At 72.5% G+C, this 21,729-nt stretch carries 23 protein-coding genes and 1 tRNA gene; 19 read left to right on the forward strand and 5 right to left on the reverse strand.

From position 1 onward, the window contains the following. Positions 1-151: 151 nt before the first annotated feature. Positions 152-1,789 (reverse strand): cation:proton antiporter, encoded by a 1,638-nt coding sequence (locus tag CUT44_RS18355; RefSeq protein WP_100202957.1) that lies wholly within the window; start codon positions 1,787-1,789, stop codon positions 152-154. 100 nt (positions 1,790-1,889) lie between these two features. Further along, positions 1,890-2,750 (reverse strand): universal stress protein, encoded by an 861-nt coding sequence (locus CUT44_RS18360; protein WP_199185746.1) that lies wholly within the window; start codon positions 2,748-2,750, stop codon positions 1,890-1,892. 274 nt (positions 2,751-3,024) lie between these two features. Between CUT44_RS18360 and CUT44_RS18365 the strand changes: the two genes are divergently transcribed. Beyond that, entirely contained in the window at positions 3,025-4,197 is a 1,173-nt protein-coding gene (locus CUT44_RS18365) for a glutathione-independent formaldehyde dehydrogenase (protein ID WP_100202958.1), read from the forward strand. A gap of 13 nt (positions 4,198-4,210) precedes the next feature. On the opposite strand, the gene CUT44_RS18370 is transcribed toward CUT44_RS18365, so the two are convergent. Then, positions 4,211-5,056 (reverse strand): patatin-like phospholipase family protein, encoded by an 846-nt coding sequence (locus CUT44_RS18370; protein WP_100202959.1) that lies wholly within the window; start codon positions 5,054-5,056, stop codon positions 4,211-4,213. 188 nt (positions 5,057-5,244) lie between these two features. Here CUT44_RS18370 and CUT44_RS18375 point away from each other — a divergent pair, with 188 nt between their 5' ends. The 4 genes from CUT44_RS18375 to CUT44_RS18390 all read left to right on the forward strand — a co-directional run bounded on the left by CUT44_RS18375 (position 5,245) and on the right by CUT44_RS18390 (position 9,815). Beyond that, on the forward strand, positions 5,245-6,597 hold the full coding sequence (locus CUT44_RS18375) for an FAD-binding protein (RefSeq protein ID WP_100202960.1): 1,353 nt from the start codon (positions 5,245-5,247) through the stop codon (positions 6,595-6,597). Positions 6,598-6,934: 337 nt separating this feature from the next. Next, a complete protein-coding gene (locus CUT44_RS18380) occupies positions 6,935-8,539 on the forward strand; it encodes a M28 family metallopeptidase (RefSeq protein WP_100202961.1) in 1,605 nt (534 codons plus the stop codon). A gap of 105 nt (positions 8,540-8,644) precedes the next feature. Further along, entirely contained in the window at positions 8,645-8,941 is a 297-nt protein-coding gene (locus tag CUT44_RS18385) for a type II toxin-antitoxin system VapB family antitoxin (RefSeq protein ID WP_031508611.1), read from the forward strand. A 142-nt stretch (positions 8,942-9,083) separates the two neighbouring features. Then, positions 9,084-9,815: a LytR C-terminal domain-containing protein gene (locus CUT44_RS18390; RefSeq protein ID WP_100202962.1), complete on the forward strand. Its 732-nt coding sequence runs from the start codon at positions 9,084-9,086 to the stop codon at positions 9,813-9,815. 104 nt (positions 9,816-9,919) lie between these two features. On the opposite strand, the gene upp is transcribed toward CUT44_RS18390, so the two are convergent. Then, complete coding sequence (gene upp, locus CUT44_RS18395) at positions 9,920-10,555, reverse strand: uracil phosphoribosyltransferase (RefSeq protein WP_100202963.1); 636 nt, start codon at positions 10,553-10,555, stop codon at positions 9,920-9,922. 107 nt (positions 10,556-10,662) lie between these two features. Here upp and CUT44_RS18400 point away from each other — a divergent pair, with 107 nt between their 5' ends. From CUT44_RS18400 to CUT44_RS18430, 7 genes are all read left to right on the forward strand, one after another. Continuing rightward, the gene (locus CUT44_RS18400; RefSeq protein WP_100202964.1) at positions 10,663-11,049 is read left to right on the forward strand and encodes a hypothetical protein; all 387 of its coding nucleotides are present in this window, start codon (positions 10,663-10,665) and stop codon (positions 11,047-11,049) included. Positions 11,050-11,178: 129 nt separating this feature from the next. After that, entirely contained in the window at positions 11,179-11,727 is a 549-nt protein-coding gene (locus tag CUT44_RS18405; protein ID WP_100202965.1) for a tRNA adenosine deaminase-associated protein, read from the forward strand. A gap of 200 nt (positions 11,728-11,927) precedes the next feature. Next, positions 11,928-12,425: a tRNA adenosine(34) deaminase TadA gene (gene tadA, locus CUT44_RS18410; RefSeq protein WP_100202966.1), complete on the forward strand. Its 498-nt coding sequence runs from the start codon at positions 11,928-11,930 to the stop codon at positions 12,423-12,425. A gap of 10 nt (positions 12,426-12,435) precedes the next feature. After that, positions 12,436-12,522 (forward strand) — tRNA-Ser (locus CUT44_RS18415). A 194-nt stretch (positions 12,523-12,716) separates the two neighbouring features. Next, on the forward strand, positions 12,717-12,905 hold the full coding sequence (locus tag CUT44_RS18420) for a hypothetical protein (protein WP_100202967.1): 189 nt from the start codon (positions 12,717-12,719) through the stop codon (positions 12,903-12,905). 214 nt (positions 12,906-13,119) lie between these two features. Next, complete coding sequence (locus CUT44_RS18425; RefSeq protein WP_100202968.1) at positions 13,120-13,956, forward strand: RNA polymerase sigma factor SigF; 837 nt, start codon at positions 13,120-13,122, stop codon at positions 13,954-13,956. Between the two features lie 221 nt (positions 13,957-14,177). Next, on the forward strand, positions 14,178-15,032 hold the full coding sequence (locus CUT44_RS18430) for an RNA polymerase sigma factor SigF (protein WP_100202969.1): 855 nt from the start codon (positions 14,178-14,180) through the stop codon (positions 15,030-15,032). 173 nt (positions 15,033-15,205) lie between these two features. Here the strand turns inward: CUT44_RS18430 and CUT44_RS18435 are convergent, their stop codons facing one another. Continuing rightward, positions 15,206-15,412, reverse strand: a complete 207-nt coding sequence (locus tag CUT44_RS18435; protein WP_100202970.1) for a hypothetical protein — start codon at positions 15,410-15,412, stop codon at positions 15,206-15,208. Positions 15,413-15,632: 220 nt separating this feature from the next. On the opposite strand from CUT44_RS18435, the gene CUT44_RS18440 reads away from it, so the two are divergent. The 7 genes from CUT44_RS18440 to CUT44_RS18470 all read left to right on the forward strand — a co-directional run bounded on the left by CUT44_RS18440 (position 15,633) and on the right by CUT44_RS18470 (position 21,719). After that, positions 15,633-16,169, forward strand: a complete 537-nt coding sequence (locus CUT44_RS18440) for a MarR family winged helix-turn-helix transcriptional regulator (RefSeq protein WP_100202971.1) — start codon at positions 15,633-15,635, stop codon at positions 16,167-16,169. 86 nt (positions 16,170-16,255) lie between these two features. Continuing rightward, positions 16,256-17,893 (forward strand): MDR family MFS transporter, encoded by a 1,638-nt coding sequence (locus CUT44_RS18445; protein WP_100202972.1) that lies wholly within the window; start codon positions 16,256-16,258, stop codon positions 17,891-17,893. 603 nt (positions 17,894-18,496) lie between these two features. Next, positions 18,497-18,850 (forward strand): helix-turn-helix domain-containing protein, encoded by a 354-nt coding sequence (locus CUT44_RS33170; protein WP_158239630.1) that lies wholly within the window; start codon positions 18,497-18,499, stop codon positions 18,848-18,850. 23 nt (positions 18,851-18,873) lie between these two features. After that, a complete protein-coding gene (locus tag CUT44_RS18455; RefSeq protein ID WP_199185747.1) occupies positions 18,874-19,140 on the forward strand; it encodes a hypothetical protein in 267 nt (88 codons plus the stop codon). Positions 19,141-19,256: 116 nt separating this feature from the next. Then, positions 19,257-19,979: an ABC transporter ATP-binding protein gene (locus CUT44_RS18460; protein WP_158239631.1), complete on the forward strand. Its 723-nt coding sequence runs from the start codon at positions 19,257-19,259 to the stop codon at positions 19,977-19,979. Then, positions 19,976-21,502 carry a hypothetical protein gene (locus CUT44_RS18465; protein ID WP_100202975.1) on the forward strand — a complete coding sequence of 509 codons (1,527 nt, stop codon included), beginning with the start codon at positions 19,976-19,978 and terminating at the stop codon, positions 21,500-21,502. Before CUT44_RS18460 ends, CUT44_RS18465 begins: the two co-directional genes overlap by 4 nt. Further along, the gene (locus tag CUT44_RS18470) at positions 21,483-21,719 is read left to right on the forward strand and encodes a hypothetical protein (protein WP_146252254.1); all 237 of its coding nucleotides are present in this window, start codon (positions 21,483-21,485) and stop codon (positions 21,717-21,719) included. The genes CUT44_RS18465 and CUT44_RS18470 overlap by 20 nt, the downstream gene beginning before the upstream one ends. The last annotated feature ends 10 nt before the right edge of the window (positions 21,720-21,729 follow it).

Here is a 21,729-nt window from a genome sequence, read left to right on the forward strand (position 1 = left end):
TGCGCCGCACCAAGAACGCTACGGACGGTCGCGGGCGGCCACACTGGGCGTACGCACCGGAGCGGGGGTGTCGCAAGGTACACCCCCGCCGTACCGCACGCGGGACGGACCGGGAGCCGTGGACGGCTCCGCCGCCGTCCCCGCCGCCCCCTCATCTCCGCAGCAGTTCCTCCACCGACTCCGTCACCTCCGACGCCGCCGCGTCGAAGGGCTCGATGACCAGGTCCGCCCCGGCCACGCGCAGTTGCTCGGCGGCGCGCGGGGTGTGGGCGGTGAGGGCGACGTACCCCCGGTAGCCGTGGTGCCGCAGCCCGTGCAGCAGGGCCCGGTTGGTGTCCGGCAGGGGGATGGTGCTGATCACGCAGCGGGCCCGGGTCAGCGGCAGGTGCTCCAGGAAGTGCGCGTCCTCGGCGCTGCCGAAGACCGCCGTCACACCCTCCCGGTGGTTCCGCCTCACCCGGTGCGGGTCGAAGTCCACCGCCAGGAGACGGTGCCCGGCGTCGCCGAGCCGGTCGGCCAGAGGGCCGCCGAAGCGGCCCAGTCCGTAGAGGATGACGTCGGCCTCCGGCTCCTCCCCACCGACCCCCACCTGGCGGCCGCCGGTCCGGTCGAGCCTGGTCAGCCAGCGTTCCAGGCGCCGGTAGAGCTGGTGGGAGTAGAGGATCAGATAGGTGGAGCCGCCGATGGTGATCAGTCCGACGACGGTGATCAGGCTGACGGCCCCGGCGCCGATGTGCCCGAGGCTGTAGCCGAGGGCGGCGAGGATCAGGGAGAACTCCGAGATCTGGGCGACCGTGAGCCCGGCCAGGAAGCCCACCCGCGGCGGATACCGCATGGCGACCATGATCAGCACGACGATCAGCGGGTTCCCGACCAGCACGAACACCGAGAAGACCAGCGCCTCGACGAGCTGTGAGCCGGCCTCGTCGAACTCCAGCCGGGCGCCCAGTTCGAGGAAGAAGAACAGCAGCAGGAAGTCGCGCAGACTGACCAGCCGGGCACCCAGCGCGTCCCGGTAGGGGGTGCTCGCCAGGGAGACCCCGGCCAGGAAGGCCCCGACCTCCGAGCTGAAGCCCAGCCACTCGCTCAGCGCGGCGACCGACACGGCGTAGGCCACGCCGAAGAGCACCAGCAGCTCCTGGGAGCGGGCGATGTGGTGCAGCAGCGGCGGCAGGACGTAGCGCATCAGCAGGGCGATCCCGGCCAGCAGCCCCAGCCCCTTGGCGAGGACCAGCGCCACCTCCAGGGCCATGCCGCCGCCGGTGTCCCCGGTGCGCTGCCCGAACGCGGTCAACGCGATCATCACCAGCACCACGACGATGTCCTGGACGATCAGGAAGCCCACCGCGATGCGGCCGTGGAGCTGCTCCAGCTCGCGCTTGTCGGACAGCAGCTTCACGATGATGATCGTGGAGGAGAAGGTGAGCGCGACCGCGACGTAGAGCGCCGTCACGGCGTCCATGCCCAGCCCCAGGGCGATCAGGAAGCCGAACACCGAGGTGAACAGCACCTGGCCGAGTCCGGTGGCCAGCGCCACGGGGCCGGTGGTGCGCACCAGGTGCAGGTCGAGCCGGAGTCCCACCAGGAACAGCAGCACCGCGATGCCCAGCCGGGCGAGCAGTTCGACGGTGCCGTCGGCCGCCACCCAGCCGGTGCCCGTGGGGCCGACCAGGATGCCCACCCCGATGAAGGCGACGATCAGCGGCTGCCGCAACTGGACCGCGACCATCCCCAGCAGGGCGGAGACGCCGAGCACGGCGGCGACGAGGGTGAAGTCGTGCGGGTCCATGGCCTCGTCCTCCGTTCACTCCCGGCCGGTTCCGGCCGCTCCCGGCCCTCGTCCCGTCGGCGCCGCGGTGCCGGCCCTCAGTGGTCCGGCGCCGCGGTGGTCATCCCCTGACCCCGGGGACCACCAGCACGTCGCACGGCGCCCAGGCCATCACGTGCCGGGCGACGCTGCCGAGGAGGACGTACCCCAGGCCGGACTGCGTCCCGGTGCCGACCACCACCAGCTGGGCCCCTTGCGTCCCGGCCAGTTCCGCGACGGTGTCCTGCGGGCGCCCCGGCACGATCAGGACGCGCACCGGCCTCGGGTCCAGCTCGTCCGCCAGCCGCTCGACCTCGGGGCGGGCCTGTTCGGTGACCGCCTGCCGCAGTTGCCGCAGCCCGTCCTCGTCCACTCCCTGCTGGAGGAGCAGGTTCTCGCCGGGGACGGGGCAGGAGCGCGCCAGGAGGTGATCGGCGCCGGGGAACAGTGCGGTGCCGAGCCGGGCCGCGGCGCGGGAGGGCTCCGTGTCGTCCACGGCGAGCAGGACCGTGCGGTACGCGGTGGCGGGCGGCTGTCTGACGAGCAGCATCGGGATCCCGCTCGCCCGCACCAGGTTCCACGGGGTGCCGCCGACCGGTACGCCGGCCCGTCCGTCCGCTCCGCGGGCCCCCACGACCAGCAGGTCCGCGTCCGCCGCCGCCACCTCGTCCAGGATCACCGGGGCCGTGTGGCCGGAGCGCACCTCGGTGACGGCCGTGCCGCCGGGCGCCTCCCGGGTGTGGCGCTGGAGGTGGGAGCGCAGCTCGGAGCGGGCGAACTCCAGCAGCTCCGGAGCCGTGTCCGGCGGTACGGCGTACACCACGTGCAGATCCGCGCCGCAGTCGGCGGCGAGGGAGGCCGCGCGCTCCACCGCCCTGCCCGCCTCGGCCGAGAGGTCGGTCGCCACCAGGACGCGTCGGGGCGGCACCGAGTACACGGACATCACTCCTGATCACGAGGCGGCACACACCAGATTAGTGGTTCTGTCCCGGTTCGTCAGTGGTCGTGCACCGCTGATGCGCTCCCAGCGCGCTTCGGAGTGCGCCGGAGCGGCGCCTTCCGTACCGCCCGCCGGGATGTTTCACCCGACCGCCGTACGGACACTCGTGAACATCCCGGTTCCTATGTGCGCATTGCGACTGAAAAACCGCACAACGGGCCCCGCGCCGAGGCAACCGGCAACCGGCAACCGCACCGCACAGAGCGAGGAGGCACCCGTGAAGGCCGTCGTCTACAAGGAGCCGTACACCGTGGCCGTGGAGGAGGTCTCCGACCCCCGGATCGAGGACCCCACCGATGTGGTCATCAAGGTCACCACGTCCGCGATCTGCGGTTCCGACCTGCACATGTACGAGGGGCGCACCGGCGCGGAGTCGGGCATCGTGTTCGGCCACGAGAACATGGGTGTCGTGGTGGAGACCGGCCCCGGCGTCGCCTCGATACAAAAGGGCGACCGGGTCGTCCTGCCGTTCAACGTGGCCTGCGGCTTCTGCCGGAACTGCCTGGCCGGCAACACCGGCTTCTGCCTGACCGTCAACGAGGGCTTCGCGGGCGGCGCCTACGGCTACGTGTCGATGGGCCCCTACCGCGGCGGGCAGGCGGAGTACCTGCGGGTGCCGTTCGCCGACTTCAACTGCCTGAAGCTGCCCCCGGGCGACGAGCACGAGGACGACTTCGCCCTGCTCGCCGACATCTTCCCCACCGGCTACCACGCCGCCGAGCTGGCCCGGGTCTCCCCCGGTGAGACGGTGTGCGTGTACGGCGCCGGGCCGGTGGGCCTGATGGCCGCCTACTCCGCGGTCCTGCGCGGCGCCTCCCGCGTCTTCGTCGTCGACCGCCAGCCGGACCGGCTGCGGCTGGCCGGACGGATCGGCGCCACGCCGATCGACTACAGCGAGGTCGACGCCGTCGAGCAGATCAAGGAGCAGACCGGCGGCGAGGGCACCGACAAGGGCATCGACGCCGTCGGCTACCAGGCCACGGTGGCCGAGGGCGAGGAGCAGCCCGCGATCGTGCTCAACAACCTGGTCGAGTCCGTGCGCCCCACCGGCATGCTCGGTGTGGTCGGGCTGTACGTCCCCGAGGACCCGGGCGGCCCCAGCGAGAGCGCGCAGAAGGGTGAGCTGCTGTTCCGGATCGGCAGGTTCTTCGAGAAGGGCCTGCGCATGGGCACCGGCCAGGCGAACGTCAAGGCGTACAACCGCCAGCTGCGCGACATGATCGTCTCCGGCCGGGCCAATCCCTCCTTCGTGGTCTCCCACCGTGTCCCGCTGGACGAGGCCCCGGACGCCTACCAGCGCTTCGACCGGCGGGAGGACGGCTGGACCAAGGTGCTGCTCAAGCCCTGGGAGAGCGACGGGCAGCAGAAGAAGGAGAAGGCGGCGGCGTAACGGGCCGGCCCGCTCAGCCCTCCTGCCACACCTCGGCCACGGCCCGCGCGCACGCGGCGGCCTGGGCGCGTCCCGCCCGTGCGCAGGCCGCCCGGCGGGCCGGGTCGAGAGGATTGCGGACCAGCGCGCGGCGGACGGCGGCCTCCGGGGTGACCAGCGCGACCCGCGCCCCGGACACCCGCAGCCGGTCGGCCTGCCGCCCGGCGGTGGCGCCCGGCCCGAACGCCCGGGTCAGCGGGGCGAGCACCACGACCCGGTCGTGTCCCCGGGCCAGATGGGCGTTGGCGGCGGACCACACGCCGCCGTCGATCCACCGCCGTCCGCCCAGGGCGACCGGCGGCCACAGCCCCGCCAGGGTGCAGCTCGCGGTGACCGCCCGCGGCAGGTCGGCCCCGCCGCCGGAGCGGAAGACGCCCAGCTCGCCGGTGTCCGCGTCCACGGCGGTGACGTGCAGCCGCCCGTCGGGCCAGTCCCGTACCGGCAGCAGCCCGGCGACGGCCGCCACCGTCTCGGCCTCCGGCACGGTACGGGCGGCCAGCGCCATCCGCCCCAGCCGCCGTGCCACCGCCCGCGGGGTGCGGGGGCCGCCGAACTGGGCCCACAGGAACCGCAGGGCCAGTCCGGGGGTGACGTGCGGCGCGAAGGCGGGCCCGTCCGGGCCGGACTCCGTCTCCGCGAGTTCCTCCGGAAGCCTCCCGGCCACCAGCCCGGCGCCGACCACCGCCCCCGCCGACGTGCCGATCACCACATCGGCACCGGCGAGGTCCACCCCCGCCCCGGCCAGCCCGGCCAGCACCCCGGCCTGCCACGCCCCGCCGGCGAACCCGCCGCTGCCGAGCACCAGTGCCCTGTCCGCCACTCCGGCGACCCCCTCTCCACCAGGCTTCCCAGCCGGTCTTCCCACCCGCTCCTCCGGTCCCGTCTGCCCTCCGGCCGCGGCCGGCACGCACCGCGGAACGGTTCGTACGCATGTCGTACGCTCGCACGGCCGGGCGCCGCAGTGCCCGGAGCACGGGGTACGGGGCACGGGAGCACAGGGAGAGCACGATGGCCGCGACGCTGACGAACTGGGCGGGGAACGTCGAGTTCACCACCCGGACCCTGCACCGCCCGGCGTCGCCCGGCCGGCTCCGGGACCTGGTGACGGACGCGGCCGCGGCGGGCGGCCGGCTGAAGGTGCTGGGCTCGGGCCACTCCTTCAACCGGATCGCCGACACCACCGGCGCCCTGATCGCCCTGGACGCGCTGCCCGCCGCCCGCACCGCCGAGGTGGACACCGCGAGCCGCACCGTCCGGGTCGGCGGCGCGGTGCGGTTCGGCGAACTGTGCCCGGTGCTGCGGCGGCACGGGCTGGCGCTGCCGAACCTGCCGTCCACCCCGCACTTCACCCTGGCCGGGGCGTACGCCACCGGCACGCACGGCTCGGGGCACACCGGGGGCACGCTGGCGGCGGCCGTACGGTCCGTGGAGCTGCTCACGGCGGACGGGGCGACGGTCACCGTCACCCGCGGCGGCGCCGGTACGGGCGGTCCGGGCGGCGCCGCCACCGAACCCTCCGACGAGTTCTTCGGGAGCGTGGTCTCGCTCGGTGCCCTGGGGGTGGTCACCGCCCTCACCGTGGAGGCGGTCGAGGCCTACGAGATCGAGCAGTACGTGTACGAGGGGCTGCCCTGGCCGGTGCTCACCGAGCACGCCGGACGGATACTGGGCGCCGCGTACAGCGTCAGCGTCTTCACCGACTGGGCGGGCCCGCCGCGCGTGTGGGTCAAGCACCGGGCCGGCGGTCCGCGCCCCGACCTGGCCTGGACCGGCGCCCGGCCCGCGGACGGCCCCCGTCACCCGATCGAGGGAATGCCGGTGGAGAACGCCACCGAGCAGGGGGGCGTGGCCGGGCCGTGGGACGAGCGGCTGCCGCACTTCCGCGCCGGTTTCGTGCCCAGCGTCGGTGACGAGCTGCAGTCGGAGTACTTCGTGCCCGCCGCCCGGGCCGCCGGGGCCGTCGCCGCGCTGCGGGAGCTCGGGGGTCTGCTGGCGCCCGTGCTGCAGGTGTCCGAGATCCGCACCGTCGCCGCCGACCCGCACTGGCTCAGCCCCGCCCACGGCCGCGACAGCGTCGCCTTCCACTTCACCTGGATCCCCGACACCGCCGCCGTCGAGCCCGTGCTGCGCCGGATCGAGGAGGCGCTCGCCCCGTTCGGCGTCCGTCCCCACTGGGGGAAGCTGTCCGGCATGGCACCGGAGACGCTGGCCGCCTCCTACGGGCACTGGGCGGACTTCCGCGCGCTGCTGCGCCGCCGGGACCCGGCGGGTGTCTTCCGCAACGCGCTGCTCGACCGGTGGTTCCCGCCGGAGCCGGACGGCACCGGCCGGGGCGGAGCGGACCGGGCCGGAAACCCCTGACCGGCCCCGGGGTCCCCGGGGACCCCGGGGACCCCGGAAGCCCGGAAGCCCGGAAGCCCGGAAGCCCGGAAGCCCGGAAGCCCGGAGGGCGGACCCGAGAGGCAGTCCGGAGAACACCACCGGGGGCATCCGGGTGATCCCCGGCTCACAAGAACGGGCGGTTTGAACTTCCGTCACGGACAGGGCACTTCGGCCAAAGCGGTCGACTTGCGCGCCACGCATTCCCACGGCGCCGTTCGGTCGCTACCTTCCCTTGCACCGTGTCCGTAACCCGGACACGCAATCCCCCACGCCGAACAACTCCGTCCCCGCTGTACCGCACCGGAAGGAACCTCCCGTGCACGTACCTCTCCACAGAGGCAGAAAGCGCAGGATCGTCGCGGCCGTCTCCGCCGCGGCCCTCACCGCCCCCCTGCTGATAGCCGCGTCCGCCGGCCCCGCGGCGGCCCGGCCCGCCCCGGCGGGGCAGGGCGAGAAGCTGGCGCGGAAGCTGGTCAGGATGGCCGACGGCGACGGCGCCATGCGGCACCTGAAGGCGTTCCAGGCGATAGCCGAGCACAACGACGGCAACCGCGCGGCGGGCACCGACGGCCACCTGTGGTCCGCGCGGTACGCGGGCACCCTGCTCAAGGCGGCCGGCTACGAGGTCACGTACCAGAACTTCGACTTCGTCTACCGCGAGACGCTCGCGGAGCGGCTGACCGTCCTCGCGCCCGACGAGCGCGAGGTGCCGGTCAAGCTGATGACGTACACCCCGAGCACCCCCGAGGGCGGCATCGAGGCGGCCCTGGCCGTGGTGCCGGTGGACGACGACGGGACCACCGGCTGCGAGCCGGGGGACTACGCGTCCGGCGACTACACCGGGAGGATCGCGCTGATCCGGCGCGGCGGGTGCACCTTCGCCGAGAAGCAGGCCGCCGCCGCCGACGCGGGCGCGGTCGGCGCGGTGATCTACAACAACGCCGAGGGCGAGCTCAACGGCACCCTCGGCGACGCCTCGGCCGGCCGCGTCCCCACCGGCGGCACCACCCAGGAGGAGGGCGAGGCGCTGGCCGCCGCGGCCGCCGCGGGCGAGGTGCGGGTCAACCTGGAGATCCGGGAGTTCCAGGAGACCCGCAGCACGCCCAACGTCATCGCCGAGACCCGCGGCGGCGACCCGGACAACGTGGTGATGCTCGGCGCCCACCTGGACTCCGTCGCCGACGGCCCCGGCATCAACGACAACGCCTCCGGCTCGGCGGGCATCCTGGAGGTCGCCCTCCAGCTGGCCAGGGCCGAGAAGGGGAAGCCCGGAAAACACGGCAAGCACGGCAAGCACCGGGGTCACCCCAACAAGGTGCGCTTCGCGCTGTGGTCCGCCGAGGAGGTCGGCCTGCAGGGTGCCGAGCACTACGTGGCGAACCTGTCCGAGGCCGAGCGCGAGAAGATCGCCCTCTACCTCAACTTCGACATGATCGCCTCGCCGAACTACGGCCTGTTCGTCTACGACGGCGACGACTCCGACGCCGTCGGCGCGGGTCCCGGCCCCGAGGGCTCGGCCCAGCTGGAGTACGCGATCAACGACTTCCTGCGGTCGCGGGGCCACGAGCCGCGCGGCACCGACTTCAGCGGCCGGTCCGACTACGGCCCGTTCATCGAGGTCGGCATCCCCTCCGGCGGCACCTTCACCGGCGCCGAGGGCATCAAGAGCGAGGAGGAGGCCGCCCTGTGGGGCGGTGAGCCCGGGGTCGCGTACGACAAGTGCTACCACCAGGAGTGCGACGACCTGGGCAACGTGAACAGGAAGGCGCTGGACATCAACGTCGACGTGATCGCCGACGCGGTCGGCACCTATGCCTGGGACACGGACTCGCTGCGCGCCGAGGTGCCGTCGGAGCCCACCACGGGCACGGCGGGCAGCGGCGGCGGTCTGCACGACCACAGCCACGAGGTCACCGGCTGACCGGCTGATCGGCGGCCCACCCGTCGGTGGGTCATATTCCGGTACGGTGGCGCCGGGCGCGGCGGAAGGCTGCGCCCGGCGCCGCCCTACCGGTAGGCTTTCCGTGTGATCTTCAAGCGAATCGGAAACGGGCGGCCGTACCCGGACCACGGCCGGGAGAGCACCCGTCAGTGGGCGGACGTCGCCCCGCGCCCGGTGCGCCTGGACCAGCTCGTCACCACCAAGGGCCAGCTCGACCTGGAGACCCTGCTCGCCGAGGACTCCACGTTCTACGGCGATCTGTTCGCGCACGTCGTGAAGTGGAACGGCGACCTCTATCTGGAGGACGGTCTGCACCGGGCCGTACGGGCGGCCCTCCAGCAGCGACAGGTGCTCCACGCCCGCGTGCTCGAGCTGGACTGACGGCCGCCGGCCCACCCGCCGCACCGGGACGCCCGCCGCACGGCTCACCCGGGCGCCCGCCGTTGCCCCTTTCGGGGCCGACCGCGCCGATAGCATTGATCATCTGGTAGGCATTGCGGCGTACCCGCACTACGCTGCGCCCATGAGCATGCTCACACCCCCTGGCATGGGCGGCAGGTACCGCGTCACGGGTAACCGCTACCCGCGCATGCGCCGTCCGCGCAGGCGCGGCAGGATCGTCGTCGCCACCACCGCGGCCGTCACCGCCGTCGGGGTGCTCTCCTGGGGGACGGTCCAGCTCGTCGACGTCTTCACGGACGGCCGTCACACGGTCCGCACCGCCGCGGCCGGACAGGGCTGCGTGCCGGGCGGTACGGCGACCCCGACCACCCCGACCACCCCGGGCACCGGGACGGCAGGGACGGCCGGTGAGAAGGGGAACGCCAAGGGCGCCGGAAGGACCGCGCGGCCCACCCCGACGCCCACCCGCACCGGCGCGCCGCCGAGGCCGGCGGCCGTCACCGTCAACGTCTACAACGCCACCACCCGCGCCGGCCTGGCCAAGAAGACCGCCGACGAGCTGCGCAAGCGCGGCTTCAAGGTCGGCGAGGTGGCCAACGCGCCCGCCTCCCTCGACAAGAAGGTCAAGGAGACCGGGCTGCTCATGGGCGCGCCGGCGGCGTACCGGACCGGCGCGTTCGACGTCCTGCTCACCCAGCTCCCCGGCGCCGTGGTCAGGCCGGTCGACCGCAAGGGCGGCGAGGTCGACCTGGTCCTGGGCGACGCCTTCCGCGCCCTGGCGGCGGAGCCGGCCGCCCGGAAGGCCCTGACGGCCCTCGCCAGTCCGTCCCCCTCGCCCTCACCGTCCTGCTGACCGCACCGCCGGGCCCCCGGGACCCCCGGGACCCCTGGAACCCCTGAGAACCCGAGCCCTTGGCCCTCCCCGGCCCCGCTGCCCCCGCCGGTCCGGCCGCCGGGCTAACCCGCCGTCCCGTACATGCGGTCGCCCGCGTCCCCCAGGCCCGGGACGATGTAGCCGTGCTCGTTGAGCCGCTCGTCCACCGCGGCGGTCACCACCGTCACCGGCGCGCCCGCCAGCTCGCGCTCCATCAGCGCCACGCCCTCGGGCGCCGCCAGCAGGCAGATCGCCGTGACGTCGTCGGCACCGCGCCCGATCAGCTCCCGGATCGCCGCCACCAGCGTGCCGCCGGTGGCCAGCATCGGGTCCAGGACGTACGTCTGGCGCCCGGAGAGGTCCTCGGGCATCCGGGTGGCGTACGTGGACGCCTGGAGGGTCTCCTCGTCGCGGATCATGCCGAGGAAGCCGACCTCGGCGGTCGGCAGCAGCCGGGTCATCCCGTCCAGCATGCCCAGTCCGGCCCGCAGGATCGGCACCACCAGCGGACGCGGGTGGGACAGCCTTACGCCCGTCGTCGCCGTCACCGGGGTGGTGAGGTCCACCGGCTCGGTGCGCACGTCCCGGGTCGCCTCGTAGGCGAGCAGGGTCACCAGCTCGTCGGCGAGCCGCCGGAAGGTCGGGGAGTCGGTGCGCCGGTCGCGCAGCGTGGTGAGTTTGTGCGCCACCAGCGGGTGGTCGACGACATGAATCCGCATACCCACGACAGTAGCCCGGCCACCGCCGGGCACCGATCCCGGCCCGTACTGGCGTACCCGCGTCTTTTCGGGGGACAGTGAACAGGTACGACCGGAGGTGTGGCCGTATGCACGAGCCGAACGAGCGACGCGAGGACCTGCCCGGGGAACGCCGGGCCCTCATACGTCAGGAGCAGCGCCAGACACAGCGCCAGGGACAGCGCCAGGAGCAGTTCCGGGGCGAGCGCCGCAGGCGCCCGGAATCCCGGGAACGGCGCGGCGGCCCGGCGGAGGCCGCCGTACCCGACGTCCCCGCGGATCTCGCGGGCACGGCGGCCTCCCGGGAGGCCCGGAGCGCCCGGGGCGCCGAGAGCGACGCGGAACGGCGCCGTCGCCGGGCCGTCTTCCTGCGCGAGCTGAACGAGGCGAAGGCACTGCGCGAACGGGTCCAGCCACGGCGCGCCCGCGCCGCGCGGATGCGACAGGCGATGCGGATGCGGACATTTCGCTGGTAGTCCGCCGCAACACCCACCCGACCCACGGCCGAAGACCTCTCGCCGGGCGCCGGTTTCTGCCACGATTCCGAGTGGGCGGGGCGCGGTCCCGTCAGCACTCGGGCACCTGAAACCAGTGGGAGAGTCACGGTGTATTTCGCCGCACTGCTCGCGCGCACCGAAGACGGGTGGGAAGCGAGCGACACGGAACTCGACGAGGTCGAGACGCTCGCCGACCTCGCCGACCTGGCCCGGGAGGCCTCGGAGGACGACGAGCCGGTCCTGGTCTGCATCGAACAGGAGGGCGCCTGGTTCGGCGTCGTCCGGGTGGAGGGCGAGGAGGATCCCCGCGTCTTCGTCTCGGACGCCGCCGCGGCCACCCGCAGCTCCTACGGGGAGATCCTGCTCACCGACGAACTCCTCGGCCGGGAACCGGACGGGGAGGAGGACCTCGACCGCCTCGTGGACCTCGACGGCACGGAGGACGGCGAGCCGGAGCCGGACGAGGAGGGCGTGGCGGACGACGAGGACGGCACGCCCGCGGCCGGGGCCGTACCGGCGGGACCGGTGGGCGACGCCGGCCTGCTGGCCGACTTCGGCGTGGACGAGAAGGCGCTGCTGTCGCTGACCTCGCAGGACGCGCTGAGCGAGATCGCCGACGCGCTCGGCTGCACGGAGACCCTGGAGGCCGTGCGGTAGCGGCGGTCCGCCCGTCCCGCCCGGGACCCGCCCGACCCGCCCGCCGGCCCCGCGGGCGGGTCGGGCGGGTCCCGGGCGGGACACTGTTCCGCATGAGCGATCCGAGCCTTCCGCGTGATTCGAGCGGCCCGAGTGATCCGAGTGATCCGAGCCGTTCGCGCGGTCCGGCCGACCCGGTGCGGGATCCGTGGCGTCCGGCGATGCGGCATGCCGTCGGGGAGGCCGCCCTGGCCCTCCGGACCGGCGACGTCCCCGTCGGCGCGGTCGTCCTGGCCCCGGACGGCGCGGTCCTGGGCCGCGGCCGCAACGAGCGCGAGGCCACCGGCGACCCGACGGCGCACGCGGAGGTCGTCGCGATCCGGGCGGCGGCCCGCGCGGTCGGCGAGTGGCGGCTGTCCGGCTGCACGCTGGTGGTGACCCTGGAACCGTGCACGATGTGCGCGGGCGCGATCGTGCTGGCCCGGCTGGAGCGGGTGGTCTACGGAGCGGTGGACGACAAGGCGGGCGCCGCCGGCTCCCTGTGGGACGTCGTGCGGGACCGTCGGCTCAACCACCGGCCCGAGGTGGTCCCCGGGGTGCTGGCCGAGGAGTGCGGAAGGCTGCTGACGGACTTCTTCCGCGGCCCGGGCCGGGAGCCCCCGTCCCGGCCCGGCGCCCGCCCGGATACCGATTTCGGCACACGCCCGCCCGTGGGCTAAGCTCTCTCCCGGTAGCGTGTCCGAGCGGCCGAAGGAGCTCGCCTCGAAAGCGAGTGTGGGGGCAACTCCACCGTGGGTTCAAATCCCACCGCTACCGCAGGTGGACGGAGGCTCCCCCCGGCTCGGGGGGAGCCTTCGCCGTCTTCCGGCCCCCGCTCCGGCGCACCCCGCACAGCACCGCCCCACCGTGGTGGAACGTCCTCCGCGACTGTCTGGGACCGCCGCGCCGGTGCCGGATAGACTCTCGCGACCGCACGGACGGGTCCCGTGCGGCCTGGTGCGGAGTGCTCGGTGGCATACGGGGAGAGGCGGGGCTACGTGGACGTCAAGAAGGTCGCGCTGTACCTCCTCCTCGTCTTCGTCCTCTACTCGATCATCACCTCGCCCGAGCGTTCCGCCGAGCTCGTCGGGATCGGCTTCGAGGGCATATCCGGTGCCGCGAAGGGCGTCGGCTCCTTCATGACCGAACTGGTGAACTGAGCCCGACCGTCCGTACGGAGCGCCCGCCCCGCTCCCGCGGCTCACCGTGCTCTTCCGCGGCGCCCGCCCCGGCCCGGGCGCTCCCGCCGGGATCCGCCGTGCGCCTGTCCGTAACAACACGTGGCCATACGATGCTTGCGCATGGCGCATATAACTTGTGATGCTATGACCGCTTTGCCGGACCTGTCAGGACCATGAAGGGGTTGGACGAACGGTGGCGGCCACGCGGACCCTTCCCCAGCCCTCTACCGGGGGTGAGGCCCCCGCCCGGGGGACCCCCGGCCGTCGCAGCGCGGAGACCCGGGCCCTGACCCAGGCCCTCTTCGAGCGGCTCTCCGGCCTGGAGCGCGGCACCGCCGAGCACGAGCGGGTGCGCGGCGCCCTGATCGAGGCCAACATCCCGCTCGTCCGCTACGTCGCCGCCCGCTTCCGCAGCCGCAACGAACCCATGGAGGACGTCGTCCAGGTCGGCACCATCGGCCTGATCAACGCGATCGACCGCTTCGACCCCGGACGCGGCGTGCAGTTCCCCACCTTCGCGATGCCCACGATCATCGGCGAGATCCGGCGCTACTTCCGCGACAACGTCCGCACCGTGCACGTACCGCGGCGGCTGCACGAACTGTGGGTGCAGGTCAGCGGCGCCACCGAGGACCTGACCGTGCTGCACGGCCGCTCCCCCACCACCGCCGAGATCGCCGAGCGGCTGCGGATCGGCGAGGAGGAGGTCCTGGCCTGCCTGGAGGCCGGCCGCGCCTACCGCGCCACCTCCCTGGAGGCCGCCCAGGAGCGGGACGACGGCCTGCCCGGACTCATCGACCGGCTCGGCTACGAGGACCCGGCGCTGGACGGCGTCGAGCACCGCGACCTGGTGCGGCACCTGCTGGTCCAGCTCCCCGAGCGCGAACAGCACATCCTGCTGCTGCGCTACTACCGCAACCTGACGCAGTCCCAGATCAGCGCGGAGCTGGGGGTCTCCCAGATGCACGTCTCCCGGCTGCTGTCCCGGAGCTTCGCCCGGCTGCGGGCCGCGAATCCCATCGACGCGTGACCCCTGCCTCTGCCCCTCCCCCTGCCCCGCAGATGACACTCGTTCAGGCGGAATCCCCGTCAACTGTGCAGTTTTATCGACATGGACCTACGTCGTGTTGCTGACTTGTGACATTCTGCTGGAACTGCGTTTGCCGCGGCGGCGCCGCCGGTATTGACCGGTAGGTGCCTCCCTCACGCCGAGGGTGCCGCCGCGATCCGTCCGCGACCCAAGGGGGTGGCATGTCCGTAGAACTGGGCAGCGCGAAGGTGCTCGCCGAGCAGCCGACCGACACAGCCGACGACGCTCCGTACGTTCCCGCAGACTGCGACGCCATCGACACCCGGACCCTGTCCCGCTCCCTGTTCCAGCGGCTCGCCACGCTCGACGCCGACAGCCCGGAGCGAGCCTATGTCCGCGACACCCTCATCGAACTGAACCTCCCGCTGGTGCGCTACGCGGCGGCCCGCTTCCGCAGCCGCAACGAGCCCATGGAGGACATCGTCCAGGTCGGCACCATCGGCCTGATCAAGGCCATCGACCGCTTCGACTGCGAGCGCGGCGTGGAGTTCCCCACGTTCGCGATGCCCACGGTCGTCGGCGAGATCAAGCGCTTCTTCCGCGACACCTCCTGGTCGGTGCGCGTCCCCAGACGTCTGCAGGAGCTGCGGCTGGCGCTCACCAAGACCAGCGACGAGCTGTCCCAGAAGCTCGACCGCTCCCCGACGGTCGCCGAGCTGGCGGGCGCGCTGGGCGTGTCCGAGGAGGACGTGGTGGACGGGCTGGCCGTGGGCAACGCCTACACGGCCAGCTCCCTGGACTCCCCCGCCCCCGAGGAGGAGGGCGGCGAGGGCTCCCTCGCGGACCGGCTCGGCTACGAGGACAGCGCGCTGGAGGGGGTGGAGTACCGCGAGTCGCTCAAGCCGCTGCTCGCCAAGCTCCCGCCGCGCGAGCGGCAGATCATCATGCTGAGGTTCTTCGGGAACCTGACCCAGTCGCAGATCGGCGAGCAGGTCGGCATCTCACAGATGCACGTCTCCCGGCTGCTGACCCGTACGCTCGCGCAGCTGCGGGAGGGCCTGATCGCGGAGGAGTGAGCACGGGGCGGCGCCCGCCGGGCGCCGCGGGAGGGCGATTCCGGAGACAGCCGCCGGGCGGTACACCGCCGCGGCGGCTGTCCCGTGTCCGGACGCCGTGGTCGTGGATGTCGTGGTCGTGGATGTCGTGGCCGGTGTGGGCGCGCCGCGGGGGCCCGTACGCGCCGGCCGGATCAGGAGAGGGCGAACCAGACCACCCCGGCGATCACCAGGACGGCCACCACGATCCCGGCGATCAGGCCGATCCGGGGGCCGGAGGAGGGAGTCGCCGCGGGCGGACGCGGCCCGTCCTCGTCGACGAAGGCGCGGAACATCTGGGTGCTGCCGGCGGGGTCGTGGCCGCCCTGCGGACCCTGCGGTGCTTGGGGGTTGTGAGCCATGACCAGGACCCTAGCGAACACCCGGGGAACAGGTCATCCCTTCTCTCCTCACCGGCCCCCGCCGGGCACCTCCGTCCGCCCTCTCTCCGTCCCCGACGGGCCGTACGTCAGAGCTTGGGGAACTTTTTGCCCTCGCCCGCCCGATTTCGTTTGCTTGAGACAAGCAAACGAACATAAAGTTGCTCAAGGCAACAATCTTCGGGCCCGAGGGAGACACCGGATGACCGCATCCGATCCGTACGCCGCTCCGTACGAGGAGCTGGCCCGGCAGATCGGCCTCACCGGAGCCGTCCGGCGCGAGCTGGCCCGCTCCCTGCCGGACGAGTGCCCGCCCGCGTCGGCCGCCGTGCTGACACTGCTGGGCAGGCACGGCGAGATGCGGATGAGCAGGCTCACCGATCTGCTCGGCATCGACATGTCCGTCACCAGCCGCCAGGTCGCGTACGCCGTCGACCGGGGCTGGATCGACCGGCGGCCCGACCCCCTCGACGGCCGGGTCCGGCTGCTGCGGCTGACCGAGGACGGCCTGCTGCTGCTGCGCGAGGCACACCGGCGGGCCACCGGTGTACTCGCCGAGGCGCTCGCCGACTGGCCCGAGGAGGACGTCGGCCGCCTCACCGAACTGCTGGCCCGGCTGCACGAGAGCTTCGGCGACTGCGGCAGGCGCGGCGCCCGGGGCACGCACCGCACCACACCCCTCCCCGATGCCCGGTCCGATGCCCGGTCCGAGTCCCGCGTCCCCGAGCCCCGCCCCTGAGGCCCGGCCCCGCCGGGCACCCCACACATACGGCCCCGGGACGCCATGACGTCCCGGGGCCGGAAGAGAACAGGAACAAGGAGCGCATGGCCACGTCCACACCCTCGAAGGAAGGGCCGGGAAGCCCCGGCCCCGCCGAGCGGGACACCGGAGCGGTGCCCATGACGCACCGCCAGATCATGGAGGCGCTGTCCGGGCTGCTGCTCGGCATGTTCGTCTCGATCCTGTCCTCGACGGTCGTCTCCAACGCCCTGCCCCGGATCATCGCCGACCTGGGCGGCGGGCAGAGCGCGTACACCTGGGTGGTGACGGCGACCCTGCTGACCATGACCGCCTCCACCCCCCTGTGGGGCAAGCTCGCCGACCTCTTCAGCAAGAAGCTGCTGGTGCAGCTCGCCCTGGTCATCTTCGTCCTGGCCTCCGCGGGCGCGGGTCTGGCCCAGGACGCCGGCACCCTGATCGCCTTCCGGGCGGTACAGGGACTGGGCGCGGGCGGACTGGCGGCGCTGTCCCAGATCATCATCGCCGCGATGATCCCCCCGCGGGAGCGCGGCCGGTACAGCGGCTACCTCGGCGCGACCTTCGCCGTCGGCACGGTCGGCGGCCCGCTGCTGGGCGGTGTGATCACCGACACCTCCTGGCTCGGCTGGCGCTGGTGCTTCTACGTGGGCGTGCCCTTCGCCGTCCTCGCGCTGTTCGTCCTGCAGCGGACGCTGCACCTGCCGGTGATCCGCCGTCAGGACGTGAAGGTCGACTGGCTCGGCGCCTTCTTCATCACCGCCGCGGTCTCGCTGCTGCTGATATGGGTGACGCTCGCGGGCAACAACTACGACTGGCTGTCCTGGCAGACGTACACGATGGTCGGCGTCTCCGTCGTCCTCGGCTTCGCCTTCGTCGTCACCGAGACGCGCGCCGCCGAGCCGATCGTCCCGCTGCGGCTGTTCCGCAACCGCACGATCACGCTCACCGCGCTGGCCTCGCTCTTCGTCGGCATCGCGATGTTCGGCGCGACCGTCTTCCTCAGCCAGTACTTCCAGCTCGCCCGCGGTGAGTCGCCGACCATGTCCGGCGTGCTGACGATCCCGATGATCGCCGGCCTGTTCCTCTCCACCACCGTCTCCGGGCAGATCATCACCCGCACCGGCCGCTGGAAGGTCTGGCTGGTCGCCGGCGGGATCCTGCTGACGGCCGGACTGGGGCTGCTGGGCACGATGCGGCACGACACCCCGTACTGGCAGCTGGCCGTCCACATGGCGCTGCTGGGCATCGGCGTCGGCATGATGATGCAGAACCTCGTCCTGGCGACCCAGAACCAGGTCGCCCTGAGCGATCTGGGCGCGGCCAGCTCCGTGCTCGCCTTCTTCCGCTCGCTGGGCGGCGCGGTCGGCGTCTCGGTACTGGGCGCGGTGCTCGCCCACCGCATCACCGACTATGTGAACGAGGGCATGGCCGGGCTGGGCGGCTCCTCCTCCGGCGAGGCGACCGGCGGCAACGGCAGCGCCATCCCGGACCTGGCCACCCTCCCGGGGCCGGTCCGCGCGGTCGTCGAGAGCGCGTACGGCCACGGTGTCGCCGACATCTACCTCTACGCCGCGCCGATCGCCCTGATCGCCCTGGTGCTGGTGGCCCTGGTCAAGGAGGTCCCGCTGCGGACCCAGCTCGACACCCCGCAGGATCCCGCGGAGGGCACGACGGGGAACTCCACGGCGAACGCCCGGGTCTGACCCCCGGGCTCCCCTCGAAGGTCCCCGGACGCATCCCTGCGCCGGGGACCTTCCCTGCCCGGGAGAACCGCGGAGCGTCCCGCCCGGCCGTCGGCGCGCGATGTTTCACGGGAAACATCGCAACGTCGCAGTATGACAAAACACCTGCTCAGCGGCCCGTTCTCCGCCCGGCGGGCCACTCCCGCCTCCCCGGACGGTCCTCCGCCGTTACCCGCCCCGCGGGGCCTCCCACTCCGCCGCGGCCCCGGACCGGCGTCCGGGCGACCGCGTGCCCGGTCGACGGTGTTCATGCCGACCGCCCGGGTACCCGTTCAGCCCGGCGGCATGCCGGTGTGTTTCCGCCACCGGCCATCTGTGTACGGCGCCACTTGTGAGCGTTCCGCTTCCTCACGACCCGCACAGGTTGAGAAGGGTTTGCGGCTCTTCCGCCGCTTCCGCCCGACTGCCACCGGGGGACCAAACAGCGCCAACCTCCCTCACGGCCCCTTGCCCCGTCGGTCCACGCCGCCCTTATGGTGCTCGGGTGGCCAGTGGCTCCCCGGCCGCCCGCCGGAGCGCGATCGGTCACCGACCGGAAGACACCGTCGTCACGGGGGAAGGAAAGTGAGAATTCCACCAGACGGAAGAACCGAGCACGACAGGACAAGGCACTGCTGCGAACCGCTCGACGTACCGAGCTGGGTGCGCGAGGCGGATCTCTCCCTGCTGACCACGCGTGAACGCGAGGTCCTCGTCGCACTGGGCGACTGCCTGCCCAGTACCGCCATAGCCGACAGCTGCTGCATAACGGAACGAACGGTCAAGAAGCACATCGCCGGCATCTTCCTCAAGCTGGAGATCTCCTCGCGAGCGGAAGCGGCCGTCATAGCGACCTGCCGGAAGCGTGAGCTGTGGGCGAACAGTGGCCTCGCGGACACTGGTCTGCTTGGCAGGGGCATGACACCTTCGGGCGAGTGAAACCGTCCCGAAAGGAGAAGAACATGTCCGTATCCACCCTGGCACCGGAGACCGCCGCGCACACGCACCGGATCACCTCACGCGCCGTCGAGGCGGCCAGGACGAGGATCGACCGAGGACTCGTCCGCTACGACGCCTGGTTCCTGGTGTTCGTCGCGGTCATCCTCGCCCTGGGTGCCACCCTGCTCGCGGGAATGGCCGTCTGGTGCGTGGTCAACCAGGGCAAGACCTTCACCGGCAGCTGGGAGTACCGGGACTTCGGTCTGCGGGTCTACTTCGAGTGCAGGTAGCGCACGCCACCGGATGACCGACCGGCGTTCCGGTACGGTGCCCGGCCGGCCCGGCCCCGACGGACATCCCGGGCCGGCCGGGCACCCCCGCACGACGGACTCGGCGAAGGAACGAGGTGACCGTGACCCTTCTGGACATCAGGAACGTCAGCTACTCCTACGACGGCACCGTCAACGTCCTCGCGGACGTGTCCCTCTCGGTCGAGGAGGGGACGATCGTCGGTCTCGTCGGCCCCAACGGCTCCGGCAAGTCCACACTGATCAAGAACATCTTCGACCTGGTGCGCCTCCAGTCCGGCTCCCTCCGCGTCGGCGGCCACGAGCACGCCTCCCCCGAGGCGAAGGCCCAGGGCATGTACCTGTCCAGCAACGACTACCTGCCGGAGTTCCTCACCGCCCGCGAGTACCTCTCCCTGCTGGGGGACCTGTTCCGGACCGGGACGGACCACTGTGCGGCCCTCGAACTGTTCCGCAGGTTCTCGATGGAGGGGCGGTACGACCACCTCATCGAGGACTACTCGCACGGCATGCGCAAGAAGACCCAGCTCGTCTCCGCACTCGTCATGCGCCGCCCCCTGACCGTGATCGACGAGACCCTCAACGGCATCGACCTCGAAGCGCTCCACCTCAGCGAACGGGAGTTCCGGCGCCTCCGCGACGAAGGCCGGTCCATCCTGCTGTGCACGCACGACTTCGCCGTCCTGGAACGGCTGGCCGACCGCGTCGTCTTCCTCGACCTGGGCCACGTCGTGTCCGACGAGCCCACGCACGAGCTGATCGCCGAGCACGGCTCGGTGGCCACCATGGTGTTCGACCACCTCGGATCGGACGAGCGATGACCCCACGGCTGCGCCACTCCGCCGTCCTGGCCCGGATGCTCCTCGTCTTCTTCCGGCGCCGGGTGCTGCGGGTGGGAGTCCTGCGCTCCGCCCCGGTACGGGTGTTCGTGGTGTCGGCGGCCGTCCTGCTGCTGGGCGCCATGTGCGCCTCCGCCTACTTCTTCCTCAGACCGCTGGCCGGCGACACGGCCGTGTGGCGTCTGCTGTTCGACACCTCGACGGTCTCCCTCGTCCTGTGGGTGCAGATCGCGTTCCTGCTGGTGAAGGTGCTCTTCATCAACGCGGAGGGAATGCTCCTGCTGAGTCACCAGCTGCCGGTCACCAACCGGGAACGCTCGACGGCCTTCCTGCTGTACGAGGCGGTGATGACGGGCGTCGTGGCCTGCGCGGGCCTGATCGCCCTCATGGTCAGCGCGGTGCTCCTGCTCGGACCGGGCGCCGTCCCGTACGTCACGGCCTCCGTCGTCCTGCCCGCCGTCCTGACCTACCTCGCCCTGAGCGTCCTCTACCAGGCGCTGACCCGGCTGTGGAACCTGGCGGGGCTCGGGCGGATCTCCGGCGTCCTGTCCGTCCTGGTCCTGTTCGCGCTGCTGGCGCTCTACTCCACCCTGATGAAACCGATGATCCAGGACCTCAGCCAGGCGTACCTGGACGAGCGGACCCACCACGTGTGGGTCACCTCGGTGTCCTGGGCGTGGCAGCGGTACGGGGCCGCCGCGGCCCTCGCCGCCGCGCTGCTCGCCGCGGCGGCGCTCACGGCCCTCACGCTCGCCCTCGCCCCGAACCGGCACATCCGGCAGTCCCGCTACCTGAACATCCGGGCGGGCGGACGGCTGCGCGGCGTGCTGGGCCCGTACGACTGGTGCCTGCTGCGCGGTTCGCAGACCGTGGCGGGTGCGGTGATGGCCGTCGCCCTGTTCGGCTGGCTGCTGCTGCGCCCCACGGCGAACCCGATGTGGAGCCTCACCCTCCTGTCCGTGGGCGGCCTGTACCAGTTCACCGCCACCCAGCCGCTGCGGACGCTGCCCGGGGCCTCGGTCCCCGCCTGGCGGGTCTACGGGCGCCTGCTCCGGGCGCAGCTCGTCCTGCTCGCCGTGTTCGCCGTGCCCGGGCTCGGCATCGTCTTCTCCGTCGACCCGCGGCTCTTCTTCCACAGCGGACCGGCCCTGCTGGGCTGCCTCGGCGGAGCCGTCATGACCACGTGCATCGGCATCGTGTTCCCGGCGGAGAAGGACAACCCGTTCTCCGTGTTCCTGGGGCTCTCCGCGGTCGCCGTCGTGCTGGCCCTGTCGGCGATCGGGCTGGGAATGCTCAGGCTCCCGCCCTGGGTGATGGCGGCGTGCCTGGCCGGAGCGTCCGCCCTGTTCGTCCTGTACGCGGTGCAGGGAATCCAGACAAGCGAGTCGAGGAGAAGGAATGAGAAAGGCACTACCGGTCGTGAGGTCCGTCGCCGGGGCCGCCGTGCTGACTCTGGCGGTCGCCGTGACGACACTGCTGTACCTCATGTTCTCCACGGACGATGACAAGGCCGTCCACCGGGAGGCCCTGTTCGGCTCGCTGTTCTTCGAGACGGAGGAGAAGAGCGACGGGGCTCTCGGCGTCACCATGGGCGTGGCGAACCCGACGGCGCTGATCGTCATGTTCCTCGTGTTCGCCGCCGTCCTGACCATGGTCCAGTTCATCTACCGGGGATTGAAGCAGCGTCGTGAGCAGCTCATCGAGGAGATGTCCCGCAACTGACCCGGGGGGC

This window comes from Streptomyces carminius (assembly GCF_002794255.1).
GTDB classification, from domain to species: Bacteria; Actinomycetota; Actinomycetes; order Streptomycetales; family Streptomycetaceae; genus Streptomyces; species Streptomyces carminius.

Excerpts from the sequence above, each read along its gene's own strand:
- CUT44_RS18355 (WP_100202957.1), bottom strand. The coding sequence starts at position 1,789 with ATGGACCCGCACGACTTCACCCTCGTCGCCGCCGTGCTCGGCGTCTCC.
- CUT44_RS18360 (WP_199185746.1), bottom strand. The coding sequence starts at position 2,750 with ATGTCCGTGTACTCGGTGCCGCCCCGACGCGTCCTGGTGGCGACCGAC.
- CUT44_RS18375 (WP_100202960.1), top strand. The coding sequence starts at position 5,245 with ATGGCCGCGACGCTGACGAACTGGGCGGGGAACGTCGAGTTCACCACC.
- CUT44_RS18390 (WP_100202962.1), top strand. The coding sequence starts at position 9,084 with ATGAGCATGCTCACACCCCCTGGCATGGGCGGCAGGTACCGCGTCACG.
- upp (WP_100202963.1), bottom strand. The coding sequence starts at position 10,555 with ATGCGGATTCATGTCGTCGACCACCCGCTGGTGGCGCACAAACTCACC.
- CUT44_RS18400 (WP_100202964.1), top strand. The coding sequence starts at position 10,663 with ATGCACGAGCCGAACGAGCGACGCGAGGACCTGCCCGGGGAACGCCGG.
- tadA (WP_100202966.1), top strand. The coding sequence starts at position 11,928 with ATGCGGCATGCCGTCGGGGAGGCCGCCCTGGCCCTCCGGACCGGCGAC.
- CUT44_RS18430 (WP_100202969.1), top strand. The coding sequence starts at position 14,178 with ATGTCCGTAGAACTGGGCAGCGCGAAGGTGCTCGCCGAGCAGCCGACC.
- CUT44_RS18435 (WP_100202970.1), bottom strand. The coding sequence starts at position 15,412 with ATGGCTCACAACCCCCAAGCACCGCAGGGTCCGCAGGGCGGCCACGAC.
- CUT44_RS18440 (WP_100202971.1), top strand. The coding sequence starts at position 15,633 with ATGACCGCATCCGATCCGTACGCCGCTCCGTACGAGGAGCTGGCCCGG.
- CUT44_RS18445 (WP_100202972.1), top strand. The coding sequence starts at position 16,256 with ATGGCCACGTCCACACCCTCGAAGGAAGGGCCGGGAAGCCCCGGCCCC.
- CUT44_RS18455 (WP_199185747.1), top strand. The coding sequence starts at position 18,874 with ATGTCCGTATCCACCCTGGCACCGGAGACCGCCGCGCACACGCACCGG.
- CUT44_RS18465 (WP_100202975.1), top strand. The coding sequence starts at position 19,976 with ATGACCCCACGGCTGCGCCACTCCGCCGTCCTGGCCCGGATGCTCCTC.
- CUT44_RS18470 (WP_146252254.1), top strand. The coding sequence starts at position 21,483 with ATGTTCTCCACGGACGATGACAAGGCCGTCCACCGGGAGGCCCTGTTC.